Origin of the sequence: Bacteroides sp. OM05-12, assembly GCF_003438995.1 — a bacterium.
Taxonomy (GTDB): Bacteria; Bacteroidota; Bacteroidia; order Bacteroidales; family Bacteroidaceae; genus Bacteroides.
The window spans coordinates 66359-83974 of the sequence record NZ_QSUN01000010.1; the positions used below are offsets into that span (position 1 = coordinate 66359).

Consider the following 17616-nt stretch of genomic DNA (forward strand, 5'->3'; position numbering starts at 1 on the left):
AATATTTTAAGAATACAAAATTCCATAAACAGCACATATCACCCCAACCACAAACCCCGACAAAACTTGTCCCAGAGTATGTTGTTTCAGAATAATACGTGAAGTACCCAGCATACCGGCTATTAAAATAAAAAAGCAAAGCCACCACACCGGATTATAATTAAACAGAAAGCTGAAAGCGATCAATCCGCCAACTACACCTCCCATACCTGTCATATGCTCACTAATTTTCCACTTCAAATTAATAAATATACAAATAACCATCGCGATTAATGTTGCCAGAATAATTCCGGACATATAGCGGGGTAAATTCAATTTATACATCATCAACAGACAAAACACATAAGCCATTATCGTGAGAATATACGGAATAAAGCGTTTTTCACGATGGCTAAGCTCTTTAATGCCCCAACCGTTTATTTTTTGAAATAAAAAGATGGTAAGCATAGGCATTAAAATCGTAAAGCAATAAACCACTGCCAATACAATCAATTTGTACTGAAATGGCATAATCCTCAAATAAGAAAACAGGAACAACACCAAGAAACCTCCGAAAGGAATGATAAACGGATTAAATATTCCCGATATAATCCGTGAGGCTGTTCTTAATCTTTTCTCATTCATACTATTTCCTCAATCTGGCAACGGGTATATTCAACTGCTGCCTATATTTTGCTACCGTTCTCCTAGCTATAGGATAACCTTTCTCCTTTAATATACCGGCCAACTCATCATCCGTCAAAGGACATGCTTTGTCCTCATTATCTATGCACTCTTTCAAAATCTTACGGATTTCACGAACCGATAATTCCTCACCGTCTTCCGTGGTATATCCGTCACTAAAGAAAAACTTTAAAGAATAAATGCCATAATTCGTCTGTACATACTTACTATTACTCACTCTGGAAACAGTAGAAATATCCAAACCTGTACGTTCCGCTACATCCTTAAGAATCATCGGCTTCAACAATGACTCATCACCTTCAAGAAAGAAAGGACGCTGCAAATCTATTATAGCTTGCATTGTAGTCATCAGCGTATTTTGACGTTGTTTGACCGCATCAATAAATCCCTGAGCCGCATCCACTTTCTGTTTAAGAAACATCATTGCATTCTTCGATTCCTTGGACTGGTTCGCTTTATTCTTTGTATGCTCTTCTAACATCTCCGTAAACGAACGACTCAAACGAAGTTCCGGCACATTTCTATTATTCAAGTTTAATGTTATACTGCCATCATCATTCGTCTCCACAATAAAATCCGGTATTATCTGCTGCAAATTTTTGCCCATAGCCTCTCCTAAAGAACTACCGGGACGAGGGTTTAGCTTTGTCAGCTCCGATATTGCTTCTCTAAATTCATCCTCCGGCAAATTCAGACGCTGCACTATCTTCTCCCAATGTTTGCGGGTGAATTCTTCATAACATTTCTCTACAATATCTGTTTCAATCTGTTTCAAAGGACCGTTATCTTTCCGCTTTATTTGCAACAACAAACATTCCTGAAGATTTCTCGCACCAATTCCCGCCGGATCAAAATCCTGTATAATGTGAAGAATTTCCTCCAATTCTTTTTCTGAAGTTTCCACCCCCACATAAATAGCCAGCTCATCTGAAATACTATCTAAACTCTTTCGCAATAATCCATCATCATCCAACGACCCGATCAGATACTCCGCAAGCTGACGTTGATGTTCCGTCAAGTCACGTTCTCCTAACTGTTCCTGCAATATTTCATAGAAAGAAACATTATCGGAAAAAGGGATCTCTTCCGCTTGTTCTTCTTTTGAAGAATAATTACCATCCTGTAACTTATAATCGGGAATATCATCTTCCGTCCGATAATCCCCCAAAGATAAATCTTCCGGTTCCAAACGCTCTCCATCCTCATCCACCTGATTCGTATCCAGGCTGTCTTCGGCATCCGGTTGTTCACGCCCTTCTTCCAATGCCGGATTCTCCAACAGTTCGGCATGCACACGGTCTTCCAGCTCCAAAGCCGGAAGTTCCAATAGCCTGACGACTAATATCTGTTGGGGCGACAACGTTTGCAACTGCTGTTGTGCCTGCGATTGTATTTGACGAGAACCTTGACTCATTTTCTTGTCTGATTTATAATTCCGCTACAAAATTAATGATTAGTTGGATATACCATAGCTTTCAACGATGATATTTAACAAGCACTATCCGGAAATGTTCCATTAATACCTGAAACTACTGCCACCCAAAAACTCCCTTAACAAAGAAGTAGGTGGAATTTCCTTATCCTGCACCGGAACAAAGTACTTTATGAACTTCAATAAACGGTACGCCTCCGAATACTCAGGACAGTTACGGGGAACAGCATTCAATATAGGTTCCGCATAACGTCGCAAAACCGCAAATTCAAACAATAGTGCCGAATTAAACATTGCATCAGCATTCTCCTGATACGGGAAAATCCATTTATCCTCTCCCGCACGCACACTCGGCCACCGTGAAATAGTTTCCTGTGCAGAATATCCGCGATAATTAAAATCACGAATTATGCGGCGAAGCAAACGGTTATCCGTCGTCGGTATCCAGTTATGGTCGTCAAGGGATATAGTCGTTAAAGCCGACACATAAACCTTATACTTATTCGCATCGGGAATCTGAGGTGTCAATTCCGGATTCAGTGCATGAATACCTTCCAAGATAAGTATTGTGTTTTCATGTATCTTCAATTTATCTCCTTTGAACTCCCGTTTACCCGTAGAGAAATTAAATCTCGGCAATTCCACTTCCTCACCTCTCAACAGAGCTTGAAGCTGTTCATTAAAGAACTTCAAATCAAGTGCGTAGAGTGATTCATAATCGTAGTTTCCATTCTCATCTCTTGGCGTTTCTTCCCTATTCACGAAATAATTATCCAACGAAATAGGAAAAGGGTGCAAACCATTTGTCATTAACTGAATTGACAAACGTTTGCTAAAGGTGGTCTTTCCCGAAGAAGAAGGACCTGAAATCAATACCATTTTTACACGGTCGCCATTTTTACCACGATTATAAATATCATCCGCTATATGCGAAATCTTTTTCTCCTGCAAAGCTTCGGACACATTGATAAGATCTGTTGCAAATCCCTCATTGCAAGCGACATTAAAATCGCCTACATTACTCAGCTCCATAATATCCAACCAATGAAGGTATTCTTTAAATACTTCCAACATCTTCTCTTGCTTGATGACTTCTTCAAGTACAAGAGGATTATTCTTATTTGGAATACGGAGCAAAACCCCATCGTAATATTTCACAATATCAAAAACCTTCAAATAGCCTGTACTTGGCAATAAGCTACCATAATAATAATCTATTGTGTCACCCAAGGTATAATAATAGGTATAAAGAGACCCTGATGTTTCAAGCAACTTCACTTTATCCATCATATTCCTTTCACTGAACAATCTGACAGCTTCCGTCGTATGACATTCAATCCGATGATAAGGAATGTCCTCTACGATGATCTCCATCATACGTTGCTTTATTCGGCTTACATCTTCCAAAGTTATCGGCCGCCCTATTTTCAAATTACAAAAATAACCTTTTGAGATGGGATGTTCCAACAAGATTCTACCGTCCGGAAATATTTCTTCAACAGCTTTGCAAAGTACAAAGCAGAGAGAACGCACATAAGTACGCATACCGGAAGATTCCCGGACATCCATAAATTCCACATCCTTATTATTATATACCCTGAAGTTCAATCCTTCCGTGCGGTTATTGACCTTCGCACTAACCACTCCATAAGGCATTTCCAGATTAAAATCATTATAAATATCCAAAAGTGAGCTCCCAATGGGGATATTTTTAATAATATTATTATTTTTGCAACATATTTGTAACATCTGTTTCATAATGCACCAGTTTGTATTAAGACGGATAAATATATCATATAATTGGATGAATGACAACAAACCATCAAATTAATTATAGATGCAATATTCTTTTTATGATTTTTTAAAGCTCATTGGTTCTCTTGCTTTATTCCTATACGGAATGAAAATAATGAGTGAAGGTCTGCAAAAATTCGCAGGCGACAGACTTCGAAAGATTCTGACGGCAATGACGACCAACCGAGTTACCGGAGTACTCACAGGAATCTTAATAACCGCACTTATTCAATCGTCTTCCGCCACAACAGTAATGGTCGTTAGTTTTGTCAACGCCGGTCTACTCACCCTGACTCAATCTATCAGTGTCATTATGGGAGCCAATATCGGAACGACAGTTACAGCATGGATTATTTCAGTATTCGGTTTTAAAGTAGACATCGCAGCATTCGCACTCCCGTTATTAGCATTCGGTATCCCATTATTATTCTCGCAAAAAAGTACAAGAAAATCCATCGGTGAGTTTATATTCGGCTTTTCTTTCCTCTTCATGGGCCTCTCTTTCTTACAGAAAAACGCTCCCGACCTCAGCCATAATCCCGATATGTTGGCATTCGTTCAAAATTACACGGATATGGGATTCCTTTCCATTCTCCTTTTTGTATTCATCGGAACGATACTGACAATGATTGTACAGGCTTCTGCCGCTACAATGGCCATTACGCTGATTATGTGTGCCAACGGCTGGATCAGCTTCGAACTGGGTGCAGCACTTGTATTAGGAGAAAACATCGGAACTACCATCACGGCAAATTTGGCGGCATTAACAGGAAATACCCAAGCAAGAAGGGCCGCATTGGCACATCTTGTATTTAATGTATTCGGAGTCATCTGGGTACTTTGTCTGTTCAAACCGTTTACGTATGGGATTTCATGGTTTGTAGAAGATGTGATGAAGACTACCGATCCGGCCGTTGCCGTTTCTTTCAAGTTATCGGCATTCCATACCGCATTCAACATCGGCAACGTACTTATCATGATATGGTTTGTCAACTTCATCGAAAAAACAGTTTGTACGCTTATTAAACAAAAAGACGACGACGAATACCGGCTTCGGTATATCACAGGCGGTCTGTTATCCACGGCAGAACTTTCCATTCTTCAGGCACGAAAAGAGATCTGTCTCTTTGCAGAACGTACGCATCGTATGTTCAATATGATTCGCGACCTGCTGACCACTACCAATGATAATGATTTCAACAAACTTTTCAGCAGAGTAGAGAAATATGAGAATATCAGCGATAACATGGAACTGGAAATCGCTAACTATCTGAATATGGTATCCGAAGGAAGGTTAAGCTCCGAAAGCAAGCTACAAATTCGGGCTATGCTCCGTGAAGTAACCGAAATAGAAAGTATAGGCGACAGCTGTTACAACCTCGCACGAACTATCAATCGCAAACATCGTGGTAATCAGGATTTCACGGAAAAGCAGTACGAGCATATCCGTACCATGCTTGACCTTACAGACCAGGCACTACATCAGATGGTTATTATCGTAGAAAAGCAAGAACGTCATACACAGGATGTCAACAAATCATTCAACATTGAGAACGAGATAAATAATTATCGCAATCAATTAAAGAATCAGAACATTATCGACGTAAACAACAAAGAGTATGACTACCAGATGGGAGTACATTATATGGATATCATCGGTGAATGTGAAAAATTAGGAGATTATGTAGTCAATGTAGTCGAGGCAAGTAGTGATGTAAAAGAAAAGAAGGCTTAAGCGATATATAAAAAAGAAACGTCCTGACGATTTGATTTACGTCAGGACGTTTTTTTATTCTTCTACAGGTTCGAAATCTTCTTTTCCGACCCCGCAAAGTGGGCATACCCAATCATCAGGTATATCTTCGAATGCCGTTCCCGGATCTATTCCACCATCGGGATCACCTTTTTCCGGATCGTAAATGTAATCGCAAACTGTGCAAATGTACTTTTTCATAATTCTATTCTGCTTTTTAATGTTTATATATATAGGAACAATTATAAGAACTTAATTGTTTACCAATAATCAAATTAAACTGTTTTTCAATTCCTCCATACCTTCCGATGCACCTTTTTGAATTACGTGCACATGACAGTCCGAAGGCACTCTGACTTCTTTGGGATCTATCAAATAAACCGGGACTTTGTCCGGTACATAATTCAGCAACCCCGCAGCAGGATAAACATTCAACGAAGTGCCGATAACTACGAAATAATCGGCCTGCATCACTATATCAATCGCATCATTAATCTTAGGCACCGACTCTCCGAACCAAACGATATACGGACGAAGCTGCGAACCGTCTCCTGCCAAATCCCCCATCTTAACCTCATATTGATCGGGAAGTAATTCTTTTATATAATGTGGATTATTAGGGTCATAGCTGGAACAAACTTTGGTCAGCTCTCCGTGCAAATGAATAACTTTGGAACTTCCAGCACGCTCATGGAGGTTATCCACATTCTGCGTTATCACCGTTACATCCAGATGGTTTTCAAGTTCAGCTATAATCTCATGTCCACGGTTCGGCTTAACGGTCAGCAATTGCTTCCTGCGCTCATTATAAAAGTTAATTACCAATTCAGGATTGCGTGCATAACCTTCTGGGGTGGCAACCTGTTCCACCGGATATTTGTCCCAAAGTCCTCCTGCATCGCGAAAAGTACTGATTCCACTCTCTGCGCTCATACCTGCACCGGACAATATAACTAATTTCTTTTTCATACTACTTCCCTCCTGTTTCAGTTAAGTATGGAAGCAAAAATAATAAAATTTAAAACAGTAAAAGAAGATTCATTCAAATAAAAGCCTTATTTTTGTATGCTTTTTGTAAAACACTGATTTTGAGTTTAGTGAAACAAAGAGTTATTTGATAATATTTAGAACTTTAAAATGGATAAATTTAGTTACGCCATCGGTCTGGGAATCGGACAAAACCTTTTGAGCATGGGAGCTCAGGGCATTAACGTTGAAGACTTTGCTCAGGCAATCAAAGACGTATTGGATAGAAAAGAAACAGCAATCAGTCATACTGAAGCACGCGAAATAGTAAACAAGTATTTCGAGGAACTGGAAGCCAAGATGAATGCAGCCAACATAGAGAACGGAAAAGCGTTCTTGGAAGAGAACAAAAAGAATCCTAACATTCATACCTTACCTAGCGGACTTCAATACGAGGTCTTAAAAGAAGGAAACGGAAAACAACCTAAAGCTACCGATAAAGTAAAATGTGATTATGAAGGCACATTGATAGACGGTACCATGTTTGACAGCTCCATCAAAAGAGGTCAGCCGGCTGTATTTGGAGTTAACCAGGTTATTCCGGGATGGGTTGAAGCTCTCCAACTGATGAGCGAAGGTGCAAAATGGAGATTGTACATCCCGGCAGAGTTAGGTTATGGTGCTCAAGGAGCCGGAGAAATGATTCCTCCTCATAGCACATTGATATTTGATGTAGAACTTATTGAAGTATTATAATAAAACTTTTAAGCAAATGAAAAAGATTAGTATTTTAGCAGTAGCAGCAATAGCTGCAGCAAGTTTTGCCTCTTGCACGGCTCAAAGCCCAAAGGCAAGTTTGAAATCAGATGTTGACTCATTGTCATATGCTATCGGTATGGCTCAAACACAGGGTTTGAAAGAATATCTGGTAGGCAGATTAAATGTTGATACTGCTTATATGAACGAATTCATCAAAGGCTTGAACGACGGTGCAAAGAAAAGCAGCAAGAAAGATGCCGCTTATATGGCAGGTATCCAGATCGGACAACAAATCAGCACTCAAATGATGAAAGGAATCAATCACGAATTATTCGGTGAAGACTCTACTCAGACAATCAGTCTTCCTAACTTCCTTGCAGGTTTCATCGCAGGAACTACCGGAAAAGGTGGCATCATGAGCATGGATAGTGCACAGAAGTACACTCGTACAATGATGGAAGTCATCAAAGAAAAAGCCAACGAAAAACAATTCGCCGATAATAAAGCCGAAGGTGTTAAATTCCTGGAAGAAAACAAAGGAAAAGAAGGTGTTAAGACTACTCCCAGCGGATTGCAATACAAGGTTCTTGTAGAAGGTAAAGGTGCTATTCCTGCCGATACAAGCAAGGTTAAAGTAAATTATAAAGGAACTTTGGTTGACGGAACAGAATTCGACAGTTCTTATTCTCGTAACGAACCTACAACATTCGTTGCCAACCAAGTTATCAAAGGTTGGACAGAGGCTTTGACAATGATGCCTGTCGGTTCAAAATGGATGCTTTATATTCCTGAAGAATTAGCATACGGTTCAAGAAATATGGGTAAAATCAAACCTTATTCTACTTTGATATTCGAAGTTGAGCTTGTTGACATCGAAAAATAAGAGTAAAACATACATTTAAGAAAGGGGCGTGAAAGGGTTTCACGCCCCTTTTTCTCTGTATATCCGGAACTAAAGCAATAAAATTATGCAATTATTTCGTTTTTTCTTTCTTTTATATAGATAAATTGAAAAATTTCCCTATATTTGCTTACAATATGACAATGATAGCAATTTAATACTCATAAACATGGAAAAAATAGATAGCCTCGACAGACAAATTCTGGAGATTATTTCCCAAAATGCCCGCATACCATTCAAAGATGTTGCAGCAGAATGTGGAGTTTCACGTGCAGCCATTCACCAACGCGTACAAAGATTGATCGATCTTGGCGTCATCATAGGTTCAGGATATCATGTTAATCCTAAAAGCTTAGGTTACAGAACTTGTACTTATGTAGGAATCAAATTGGAAAAAGGCTCTATGTACAAAGATGTGGTTGCCCAATTAAAGAAGATCCCGGAAATTGTAGAATGTCATTTCACCACCGGTCCTTACACCATGCTTACCAAAGTATATGCATGCGACAATGAGCACCTGATGGAACTTCTGAATTCAAAAATGCAAGAAATACCCGGAGTCGTTGCTACCGAGACACTTATTTCATTAGAGCAAAGTATCAAGAAAGAAATTCCGATCAGAACGGAGAAATAAATCTTTCAATACAAAAAAACAAGATAATTGGCTGACTCTTTGAAACAAAGGGTTCAGCCAATTGTTGTCTATATTAAATACTAAAATCATTCACATGGAGTTTTTAAGCACATACCACCTTTCCGGACTATTCATCGGAATCTGTACATTTCTCATTATAGGCTTGTTCCATCCCATCGTCGTTAAAGCGGAATATTACTGGGGAACAAAGAGCTGGTGGATATTCTTATTACTGGGGATAGGCGGAGTCATCGGCTCCATATATGTAGAAAACATCTTAATATCTTCCCTGTTAGGCGTGTTTGCCTTTTCATCTTTCTGGACTATCAAAGAGATCTTCGAACAAGTAGAACGGGTAAAAAAGGGATGGTTCCCCAAGAATCCCAAAAGAAAATACTGATCCGTTCCTTATCGACATTTTGTCTATAGTTACAGGATACGGTCGATTGATTGCAAACGATAGGAGTTTGTAATCAATCGACCGTATCTTTGTTTTCAATCGTCCTGATGTTCTTTTCAATCAACCTGATGATTTTAAAAAACATCAAGGTGTTTGTGAGAAACATCAAGGTCGTTTTTAATCGTCTAAGGGAGTGTTGTCTATCACTCAAGGAGGCGTTGCTTAACGCTTAAGGGAGCGATAGCTTACATCTACTGGAGCGTTGTCTATCGCCCCCTTAGGCGTTTTAGCTCGCTCCTTCTGTCAATTTAACAGTTTCAACTTTTACTTGGACTTGCCTTCACCTTATCACCATTTGCACCTTTGCTACTGGTTCTCAATTGGTTATAGTGAAGGTAACTCATTTTGAACTGCACCCCCAAAATAGATTGCATAAACTTTTTCTACAAGAAACTTAAAGAACTTGGTTCACGGATAACACGGATTAAGCTGATTATAACGGATTAATAATTTTAAAATCCGTCTTCATCGGCTTAATCCGTGTTATCCGTGAACCATCGGCTTTCTTTAATTGAGAGTTGAAATTTAAAATTTCCATCCAAACGCCTTCCACTCTGAACTCTTAACTCTCAAACAAAAAGTGCCTTCACTTTAATATGCTATATATCAACACTATACATTCAAAAAGTGATAAGTGAAGGCAAAGTGAATACAATTTGAAAAACGTATATATCTATATAAATCGGCGAACAAATCCCGAGAAAATATATCAACAATATTCCTGAACGACTTCTTCTCCACGCAAAACTCTTAAACCACTCATGGCTAATGCCTCGAGCTCATCCTCGCCCGGATATACATGAACAGGAGCTAAGAATGCAACTTGTTCTTCAATTGCTTCCATCCATTCTTTATCGTAAGCCATACCCCCGGTTAGCAAAATGGCATCCACTTTACCATAAAGGGCAGCACTCATTGCCGCAATCTCTTTGCCTACATTATAAAGCATAGCGTCAAGCACCAATTTCACTTGTTCATTTCCCGCCTTAGCTTCGTCAGATAAAGTTTTAGCATCATTAGTCCCGAAGTGAGCCATCAAACCGCCTTTGCCAAATATCATCGAAGTAATTTCTTTTTGCGTGTATTTTCCACTGAAACAAAGACTAACCAATTCTCCTGCCTGCATAGTACCCGAACGCTCCGGAGAGAAAGGGCCACTGCCATCCAAAGCGTTATTTACATCCACCACACGACCTTTACGATGCGCTCCGACAGAGATTCCTCCACCTAAATGAGCAATAACCAAATTCAAATCCTCATAATGCCTACCAATAGAAGCCGCATATTTGCGTGCTACCGCCTTCTGATTTAATGCGTGAAAAATAGTAATTTTAGGCACTAAAGGGCATCCTGTCACACGGGCTACTTCATCCAGTTCATCTGTAACCCCGGCATCGGCTATATAAGCACGACATCCTTCGATACCCGAAGCAAGTTCGGACGCAATCAGACCTCCCAAATTACAAGCATGCTGGCGACGTGCATGAACAATCTCCTCACGCATCAATTCATTTACTTCGAACACTCCACCGGACATGGGTTTTAGCAAACCGCCACGTCCCATTATCACGTTAAAGTTCAAAGGAATATTCTCTTTATCCAACTCTTCCAGAATCAACTGTTTACGAAAATCATATTGTTCCGCCACGGTATTAAAACGGGCCAACTCTGTAGCAGAGTGTCGGATTGTGGTACGAAGAATAGGTTGTTCATCCTCAAAGACAGCAATCTTAGTGGAGGTAGAACCCGGATTAATAGCAAGTATTCTCATAAGGTTAAAGTTTAAAAGGTTAATTACTGGTTAAGCATGCCATGGCTAGGCTGTAATATTTCGACAAACCGGAATCACTTCGAGAAGGGAGTACAACCGGACAAACCGGTCCTTGTAGCAATCCTGCCATATCTGCATGAGAGAATAAAGAGACAGCTTTGTAGAAAGCATTTCCCGACTCGATATTAGGAAAGATCAGGACGTCGGCTTCCCCGTTAATCGGAGAAACAATACCTTTGATATTTCCGCTTGTCCTCTCGCAAGATGTTTTCACGTCAAGCGGACCATCAATGATTACATTACCGAATTCTCCGGCTTCGGCAAGTTCCACAATATTCACATAATCCAATGAATGAGGGAATTTAGCACTTACCTTCTCCGTACAGTGAATTAAAGAAATACGTGGCTGTTCAATCCCAAAATGACGGCAAGTATTTATAGCATACCAAATCATTTCAATGCGTTGTTGCAAGGTAGGACGAGGAATTACCGCTGCATCCGAAAAGAACAACAGCTTGTCATAAGTAGGTATTTGCATTACCGCTAAATGGGTAAGCACCTTTCCTTTGGGCAATAAACCCTTTTCTTTATCCAGAATAGCATGCAACAGATTATCCGTATTGATAATACCTTTCATCAGAATATCCGCTCCTCCCTCACGCACGATACGCACAGCCTCACGCGCCGCTTCATCCGAATCCTCCACATGAATTACAGAAATAAATTCAGGATACTTTTTTAATGCAGGATATTTCTCCAAGACGGTAGAGTCTCCTATCATCAGGAATTCTGCAATACCTTCCTCCAATGCACGGGCAATAGCGTATTCTGTGTTTTCATCATTAGCACATACCACAGCAACCCTTTTGCGTTTTTTCAATGTTTGCAGGTGAGCAGTCAATTGATTAAAGTTTCTTATCGGTTCCATGTTATTAGATTTTTAGCAAATATCAGAAAAAGTATTGAAAAAATTGCTATTCGGAGGGATAAAAATATCAAAAGGATAGAGAAAAAGATTGGATTAGATATAGGTTAGTCTTTTTCACTGACACTATGGTAATAAAAAAGGATGCTATTACTAGCATCCTTTTTTCCAATATCATATGGATAATGTATTTTACTTCATTACCTTAACTGTAGCACCATTATCAAACTTCAGCAAATACAAACCGTTAACTAAGTTAGCGGCAGGAATTGTAGCAGAAGTTCCTTCCAATGCGTATGTAGCAATTACTTGACCGGCAACATTTACTACCTGAACAGAAGTTACAGCTTCTGGATAAGTTAATTCAAATGCATTAACAGAAGATACAACCTTAATATCAGCCTCAGACTTAGCACTAGCAATTGAAGAAGGATCTGTTTCAAATTTACCATTCAATTGAAGGAAGATATCGCAAACATTAACTTTTTGGGAAGAGATAAAATAATCAAATTTATCACCATGCAACGTATAAGCACTTCCTAAACCAAAAGCATTTTCAGAAAATGGAAGAAGTATATTATTTTGTGCTGTAACATTTACTAATGCTCCAAATGCTGTCCCACTATCAATTTTCGCACTTTGTTTATTAGGGAAATAAAAGTTAATAACGAATACACCAGTAGATGCACCTTTATCAAGCAATTCAATACAATCATCAGGAGTAGCAGTTGCTGTAGCAAATGGTTGCTGGAACGTCCCATTCTCTAATTTAGATAAATCAACAGTCATTGTTGTCCCTGCAGGAATAATATCCCCTCCATTTTCATCATTTAAATATGCAAATAGACTTATATGATCAACCATTAATGGAGCATTGAGAGCATCAAAACGAGACAAAAAGCCCGTACACGGAACACCACCTACTTTGTAACCCGGGAAAAAGCCAGTAGCATTATCAAAACCAGTATATATATCACCATAAAAATCTCCATTTGTTAAAGGGAATGCATCGTTCGGGCTAAAGAAAACATACCCTGCATTCTCATCTCCATATCTATATTCAGCAGTTGCACCATTATATTCTCCTTCAAGAATCGGCATAAAATAAGCGTCCCCTGCATCTCCTTTAAAAGATAATACACCGTCTGTAACATACTCACTCAAATCCACTTCTTGCTCATTATCATTAAGGGCATACCATGAAAAATTTCCTTGACCATTAGCATTGGAATATGCTAAAAATTGAAGATCAAAACTAGCAGGAGCGATAAATAAAGGTTTATATAGACCACCATCCTCGTCAACACCAGCAAGGAAAGAACCTACCGGACGTGGATACATCACATTATATGCGTCAGCTCTTGTAGAAGTTGAAGCTTTAATAATTCCTCTTCCATCTTTAGAAATAGAGAAATCAGAAACTTGAACTGACTGTACTTTCAACGGAGATTTATTAGTTATTTTCTCCATCACAACTTGCTTCTTTAAAGATGAAGCATTAACACTATTCTGCGCATTTGCAGAAAATGCAAACAGGAATGTAGCCATACCTGCTAATAGTAACATTCTTCTCATAACACTTTTTTTTAACAAAAATAATATATAACTTAACTGTATCTTAATTTAACTGTATCCATTGTTGATCAACTGTGCTAACCAGTACAGAAGAAGAATAATCAGCAGATGGAACCACTACTATAGTAGCATTATTTATTCTTTTATCCAAAAATGAAAATATTGGCTTCAATCCAGAAGAAGAGAATCTATTAAAAGAAAAAGTAATTTCGTCTTCCGTAGCCTGTTCAAATTTGCAACTCATATCTTCATAAATATACAATTTATTTTCTTTCACACTAAATGCTGTAGAAATAAATGCGTCTGGATAGGTAACACTCTCTCGGGTCTCTCCTTTATTGATATCTACATTCATATTCTTGACGAATCGCATATCATAAAACACAAAAGCCTTATCTTTCAGAGCGGGAGTGCTTTCCACCGATTCCTCAAAAGCCTTTTTATATGCATCTATCATTTCTTCAATATCGGGAGAAGCTGTTGAAACACGAAGGTCAGAATCCGCATTTTTATCAAAGAAATAAACTGCCTGCGACAAAGTTTGACTTGGGCGTACTACACCTTTCAATAACAATTCTTGACCATCTGCCAATTTCGCATAATATTGAGACCCTTTATTTACAAAAGATGAAATGCTATATTCCCCATAGTTTAACGGATGATAAAGATTCATTCCTTGGTCGTCAAAACCAAAAGGAAGTACATAATCATCTTCAAAAGCCCCTTCTTCCTCAACAATCGGGCGTGCTGCTCTAATCACAAAGTTATTACAGTCTACCAATGTCATCTTCTTACCATTTGGAAATTCAACTTCCTTAAAATAATAAGGATCTGCTGCATAACTGGAAAGGCTCTGATTTGCTTTAGTCATATAATCAACAGGAGATTCATTCAATTTTATAAAAATTATATTACCTCCTCTTTTCTTTCCTTTAAAACGAATCGAATCTTTTGCAGCACTTGTAGATACGTATATAAACTCATTATCTCCCTCATAACCTGTACCATATCCAAGTACATTTTCCGGATCGGACAAATAAGAAATAATATTATTATAGGTATCAAAAGTCAAATCTACGCCTTGTTTCAATGAAACTGAATAATGGCTGGAATAACCTTTAGTACCTTCACTACCAAATTGTTTTTCATCGCCATATACAACAACAGTACCTTTTCCATCCGATTTACCACTAGCAGTAAACTTCATCGCTAATGTAAACCCTCCAAATTTTTCCGGATTAGGATAATAAAGAACCTTCCACCCATTATCAGCCGAAACCAATAAATTATCACACTCTGTGGCTAGTTTTTCCATACGGCCTTCCGGAAATATATCATCCTCATATCGAGAACATGATACGCCACAAATACAAGCTAATAATATTACAATATATTTTTTCATATACCAATTTATCTATTAATTGTTAGTAATCGAAGGAGTATAACCAGGAACATTAAACAAGTCATAATCATCACTGATAATTTCACTGACTTGTTTCATTATTTCCGCTTGTAACTCATAAATTTCAATACCATAAGCTTCTTTGAAATACTTACGAACAAACTCCTCTTTACGACGTAATTTATTTTGAGCTTCAGCAGGCAAACGGGGATCATCAATCAGTTTATCAAAATCCTCCTTAGTTCTGGTTAGCATCCAAGCAACCATCTCTGCAAAATCCTCATCAGGATTCTCCCTTGAATACTTAGAAATATATCCTAATCTACGACATTTCATAAAATTCTCATTGAACCATTGAGCTGTATAATCACTCGGAGTTACATTCTTAAAATCCGCATCATAATTCTTCTTTTGATTCAAAATATGTGCAAATTCATGGTGCATTACATGGAAGAAAGTATGTGTATCTTCTAATGTATCATACTTAGCAATCAATTCATCTTTCGTAAAAGCATTAACATTATTAATAATAATCTTACGACCACTCTCTGCCGATCCTTCCGTAACAGTTCCATCACTATTATATTCCACAGAACCAATTAAATAGAAAAGACGAGGAATGTACTTTTCCATAAAATGCATTTCTTCTCCACCTTTTTGCGACAACTTTTGATAAGGTTCAATCCATGCTTTTTTAATGATACTTAGCAACGGCACAACATAATCTAAACGTGGTGGAATCAAATTCTTTGTCAAGTCAGCCTCTGAATCATCCCAACGATATTTAACTTCCATATTATAAGGAACCACCAGATTTTGATAGATCCAATAATCTTCACTAACAGAAGTTTCATTAGGAAGTTCAGGAACTGTAATACGTGATGTACTATCAACATCATCATTTGAACATGCAGACAGGAATAAACCGGCAAGCATTGCTATATTTATAAATTTTATAAACTTTACTTTCATAATTTGTCTACGATTTAAATGAATTACTATCTCGGATTAGGAGTAAGTCCCAAACTTCTGGCTTGAGAAGGTATCTGAACAATTCTCCGCGGATCCCCTTTTTTCAATACATCTTTTATTTTCTCATCATAAGACATATGAGTCACTTCTATATTAAAACGACGAACATCGAACCAACGTAATCCTTCTTCCAAAAATTCTAATTGTCTGATATCAGCCAAAGCAGAAAGATACAAAGCCTGCTTATCATTCAAGGTATAACAAGGATCAACAATAGAACGTGCTTTATACTTCGCAATGGTCGCATCAGTCACAGTATTAGTTCTAGAACTATAATTATCAACACGTTTTGAATAATAAGAATTCAAGTCTTTCAATGCAGAAGTATAATCCTCGGTCATTATATAAGCTTCAGCCCTGTTTAATAACAGTTCATCCATTGTAAATGCAGTAAACATAACATACGGCCAACCAGTCGTAGCATTAATACTGGCATATTTAAAATGTTCTTTAAACTTCGGTATGTGATTTAAAATATTCTGACCAAAGATTGGGAATGACAAACTATTACTAGATCCCATTGGGCAAGGCTGCAACCCTTGAATAACATTCGCAACAAAAGACGGAGTCATCTTATAACGGTACATAGCATAACGTCCCCAAAGTGTAATCTGACTTATTAACATGATGTTAGGAGTCTGCTCTGCCTTTGAATAGGCTATTTCCAACTCACTATAAGACATCGAACTATAGGTTCCGTTCCAATCCCTTAATTGAGCGGCAGGCTCAGCATATAAAACTTTATTTGCATAGAATATTACTCTTTCCCAGTCATTTTTACCATATTCATTCAAAGAATTCTCCGGATTATTGAATAATCCACGATATTGATAGAAGCGTGCAGCAAAAGCATAAGCCGCAGACTTAGTAAAATGATATTTATAAGCAAGTTCGCCTGCGGTACTATTATTATAAATATTATCATTTGCGAGTTTTATACCCTCTAACAAATCTTTTTCGATCAATTCATAGGTCTTGTCCAACGTTTCACGATAATAATCCCTCAAAGGAACATTTTCAGGAGTCGTAACATAAGGTACTCCTAAATCTGTCTTAGCTGTTTTAGGGTCATATGGTTTCGCAAAAATACTAGCCAGCATAAAATGATTATAAGCTCTGGATAATAAGGCTTCTGCTTTTTGAGCATCATAATCAGCAGGATTCTCTGCTTCTTCTATGATAGAAAGGGCATGATTGGCAGCAGCTATAGCTGCATAAGAAGCATCCCAAAAACCATCAGGAGTATCTACATTATCCCCAGATACATCCTTCCAATAATAAGCCTCTTCTTGTGCTCTATCATAATCCATAGTCCATTTTCCTACATCGCCTACATTATCAGACATCAATTCCACAAATGTATAAGAAGTTTCAGGATAAGCGGAAACAAGAAGTTCTTGTACGGCTTCCGGAGATTGAGGATTAGCACGATTATCCGGAACTTGGCTCAAGTAATCGTCACAAGCAAGTAGAGTAAAAGCACTTGCCAATAATATAATATTATATTTTTTCAACTTCATAGTCTTTA

At 38.2% G+C, this 17616-nt stretch carries 16 protein-coding genes; 5 read left to right on the forward strand and 11 right to left on the reverse strand.

Going from position 1 to position 17616, the window contains the following annotated elements:
• Positions 1-6: 6 nt before the first annotated feature.
• From DXB63_RS09970 to DXB63_RS09980, 3 genes are all read right to left on the reverse strand, one after another.
• Entirely contained in the window at positions 7-624 is a 618-nt protein-coding gene (locus DXB63_RS09970; protein ID WP_122126268.1) for a hypothetical protein, read from the reverse strand.
• 1 nt (position 625) lies between these two features.
• Entirely contained in the window at positions 626-2098 is a 1473-nt protein-coding gene (rpoN, locus tag DXB63_RS09975) for an RNA polymerase factor sigma-54 (RefSeq protein ID WP_122126269.1), read from the reverse strand.
• Between the two features lie 102 nt (positions 2099-2200).
• The gene (locus DXB63_RS09980; RefSeq protein WP_122126270.1) at positions 2201-3874 is read right to left on the reverse strand and encodes a nucleoside kinase; all 1674 of its coding nucleotides are present in this window, start codon (positions 3872-3874) and stop codon (positions 2201-2203) included.
• Positions 3875-3953: 79 nt separating this feature from the next.
• Between DXB63_RS09980 and DXB63_RS09985 the strand changes: the two genes are divergently transcribed.
• Entirely contained in the window at positions 3954-5645 is a 1692-nt protein-coding gene (locus DXB63_RS09985) for a Na/Pi cotransporter family protein (RefSeq protein ID WP_122126271.1), read from the forward strand.
• A gap of 54 nt (positions 5646-5699) precedes the next feature.
• On the opposite strand, the gene rd is transcribed toward DXB63_RS09985, so the two are convergent.
• Positions 5700-5864, reverse strand: coding sequence for a rubredoxin (gene rd, locus DXB63_RS09990; protein ID WP_122126272.1), 165 nt, complete (start codon positions 5862-5864; stop codon positions 5700-5702).
• 69 nt (positions 5865-5933) lie between these two features.
• Positions 5934-6632 carry an NAD-dependent deacylase gene (locus DXB63_RS09995; protein WP_122126273.1) on the reverse strand — a complete coding sequence of 233 codons (699 nt, stop codon included), beginning with the start codon at positions 6630-6632 and terminating at the stop codon, positions 5934-5936.
• A gap of 168 nt (positions 6633-6800) precedes the next feature.
• On the opposite strand from DXB63_RS09995, the gene DXB63_RS10000 reads away from it, so the two are divergent.
• From DXB63_RS10000 to DXB63_RS10015, 4 genes are all read left to right on the forward strand, one after another.
• Entirely contained in the window at positions 6801-7385 is a 585-nt protein-coding gene (locus tag DXB63_RS10000) for an FKBP-type peptidyl-prolyl cis-trans isomerase (RefSeq protein WP_122126274.1), read from the forward strand.
• A 16-nt stretch (positions 7386-7401) separates the two neighbouring features.
• The gene (locus DXB63_RS10005; RefSeq protein ID WP_122126301.1) at positions 7402-8271 is read left to right on the forward strand and encodes an FKBP-type peptidyl-prolyl cis-trans isomerase; all 870 of its coding nucleotides are present in this window, start codon (positions 7402-7404) and stop codon (positions 8269-8271) included.
• 187 nt (positions 8272-8458) lie between these two features.
• Positions 8459-8923, forward strand: a complete 465-nt coding sequence (locus DXB63_RS10010) for an Lrp/AsnC family transcriptional regulator (RefSeq protein ID WP_122126275.1) — start codon at positions 8459-8461, stop codon at positions 8921-8923.
• A 94-nt stretch (positions 8924-9017) separates the two neighbouring features.
• On the forward strand, positions 9018-9323 hold the full coding sequence (locus tag DXB63_RS10015) for a DUF4491 family protein (protein ID WP_122126276.1): 306 nt from the start codon (positions 9018-9020) through the stop codon (positions 9321-9323).
• Positions 9324-10092: 769 nt separating this feature from the next.
• Here DXB63_RS10015 and buk read toward each other — a convergent pair.
• The 6 genes from buk to DXB63_RS10045 form a co-directional block, all read right to left on the reverse strand.
• Positions 10093-11154: a butyrate kinase gene (gene buk / locus DXB63_RS10020; RefSeq protein ID WP_122126277.1), complete on the reverse strand. Its 1062-nt coding sequence runs from the start codon at positions 11152-11154 to the stop codon at positions 10093-10095.
• 19 nt (positions 11155-11173) lie between these two features.
• The gene (locus DXB63_RS10025; protein ID WP_122126278.1) at positions 11174-12082 is read right to left on the reverse strand and encodes a phosphate acyltransferase; all 909 of its coding nucleotides are present in this window, start codon (positions 12080-12082) and stop codon (positions 11174-11176) included.
• A gap of 189 nt (positions 12083-12271) precedes the next feature.
• Entirely contained in the window at positions 12272-13654 is a 1383-nt protein-coding gene (locus DXB63_RS10030; protein WP_122126279.1) for a T9SS type A sorting domain-containing protein, read from the reverse strand.
• Positions 13655-13697: 43 nt separating this feature from the next.
• Positions 13698-15056: a DUF4302 domain-containing protein gene (locus DXB63_RS10035; protein WP_122126280.1), complete on the reverse strand. Its 1359-nt coding sequence runs from the start codon at positions 15054-15056 to the stop codon at positions 13698-13700.
• A gap of 15 nt (positions 15057-15071) precedes the next feature.
• Positions 15072-16028 carry a substrate import-associated zinc metallohydrolase lipoprotein gene (locus DXB63_RS10040; RefSeq protein ID WP_122126281.1) on the reverse strand — a complete coding sequence of 319 codons (957 nt, stop codon included), beginning with the start codon at positions 16026-16028 and terminating at the stop codon, positions 15072-15074.
• A gap of 26 nt (positions 16029-16054) precedes the next feature.
• Positions 16055-17608, reverse strand: a complete 1554-nt coding sequence (locus DXB63_RS10045; RefSeq protein ID WP_122126282.1) for a RagB/SusD family nutrient uptake outer membrane protein — start codon at positions 17606-17608, stop codon at positions 16055-16057.
• Between the last annotated feature and the right edge of the window lie 8 nt (positions 17609-17616).

What these genes read in the sequence shown, in the direction of transcription:
- DXB63_RS09995 (WP_122126273.1), bottom strand. Translation starts at nt 6,632, where the DNA reads ATGAAAAAGAAATTAGTTATATTGTCCGGTGCAGGTATGAGCGCAGAG.
- buk (WP_122126277.1), bottom strand. Translation starts at nt 11,154, where the DNA reads ATGAGAATACTTGCTATTAATCCGGGTTCTACCTCCACTAAGATTGCT.
- DXB63_RS09970 (WP_122126268.1), bottom strand. Translation starts at nt 624, where the DNA reads ATGAATGAGAAAAGATTAAGAACAGCCTCACGGATTATATCGGGAATA.
- DXB63_RS10030 (WP_122126279.1), bottom strand. Translation starts at nt 13,654, where the DNA reads ATGAGAAGAATGTTACTATTAGCAGGTATGGCTACATTCCTGTTTGCA.
- DXB63_RS10015 (WP_122126276.1), top strand. Translation starts at nt 9,018, where the DNA reads ATGGAGTTTTTAAGCACATACCACCTTTCCGGACTATTCATCGGAATC.
- DXB63_RS10035 (WP_122126280.1), bottom strand. Translation starts at nt 15,056, where the DNA reads ATGAAAAAATATATTGTAATATTATTAGCTTGTATTTGTGGCGTATCA.
- DXB63_RS10040 (WP_122126281.1), bottom strand. Translation starts at nt 16,028, where the DNA reads ATGAAAGTAAAGTTTATAAAATTTATAAATATAGCAATGCTTGCCGGT.
- DXB63_RS10045 (WP_122126282.1), bottom strand. Translation starts at nt 17,608, where the DNA reads ATGAAGTTGAAAAAATATAATATTATATTATTGGCAAGTGCTTTTACT.
- DXB63_RS09980 (WP_122126270.1), bottom strand. Translation starts at nt 3,874, where the DNA reads ATGAAACAGATGTTACAAATATGTTGCAAAAATAATAATATTATTAAA.
- DXB63_RS09985 (WP_122126271.1), top strand. Translation starts at nt 3,954, where the DNA reads ATGCAATATTCTTTTTATGATTTTTTAAAGCTCATTGGTTCTCTTGCT.
- rd (WP_122126272.1), bottom strand. Translation starts at nt 5,864, where the DNA reads ATGAAAAAGTACATTTGCACAGTTTGCGATTACATTTACGATCCGGAA.
- rpoN (WP_122126269.1), bottom strand. Translation starts at nt 2,098, where the DNA reads ATGAGTCAAGGTTCTCGTCAAATACAATCGCAGGCACAACAGCAGTTG.
- DXB63_RS10010 (WP_122126275.1), top strand. Translation starts at nt 8,459, where the DNA reads ATGGAAAAAATAGATAGCCTCGACAGACAAATTCTGGAGATTATTTCC.
- DXB63_RS10025 (WP_122126278.1), bottom strand. Translation starts at nt 12,082, where the DNA reads ATGGAACCGATAAGAAACTTTAATCAATTGACTGCTCACCTGCAAACA.
- DXB63_RS10005 (WP_122126301.1), top strand. Translation starts at nt 7,402, where the DNA reads ATGAAAAAGATTAGTATTTTAGCAGTAGCAGCAATAGCTGCAGCAAGT.
- DXB63_RS10000 (WP_122126274.1), top strand. Translation starts at nt 6,801, where the DNA reads ATGGATAAATTTAGTTACGCCATCGGTCTGGGAATCGGACAAAACCTT.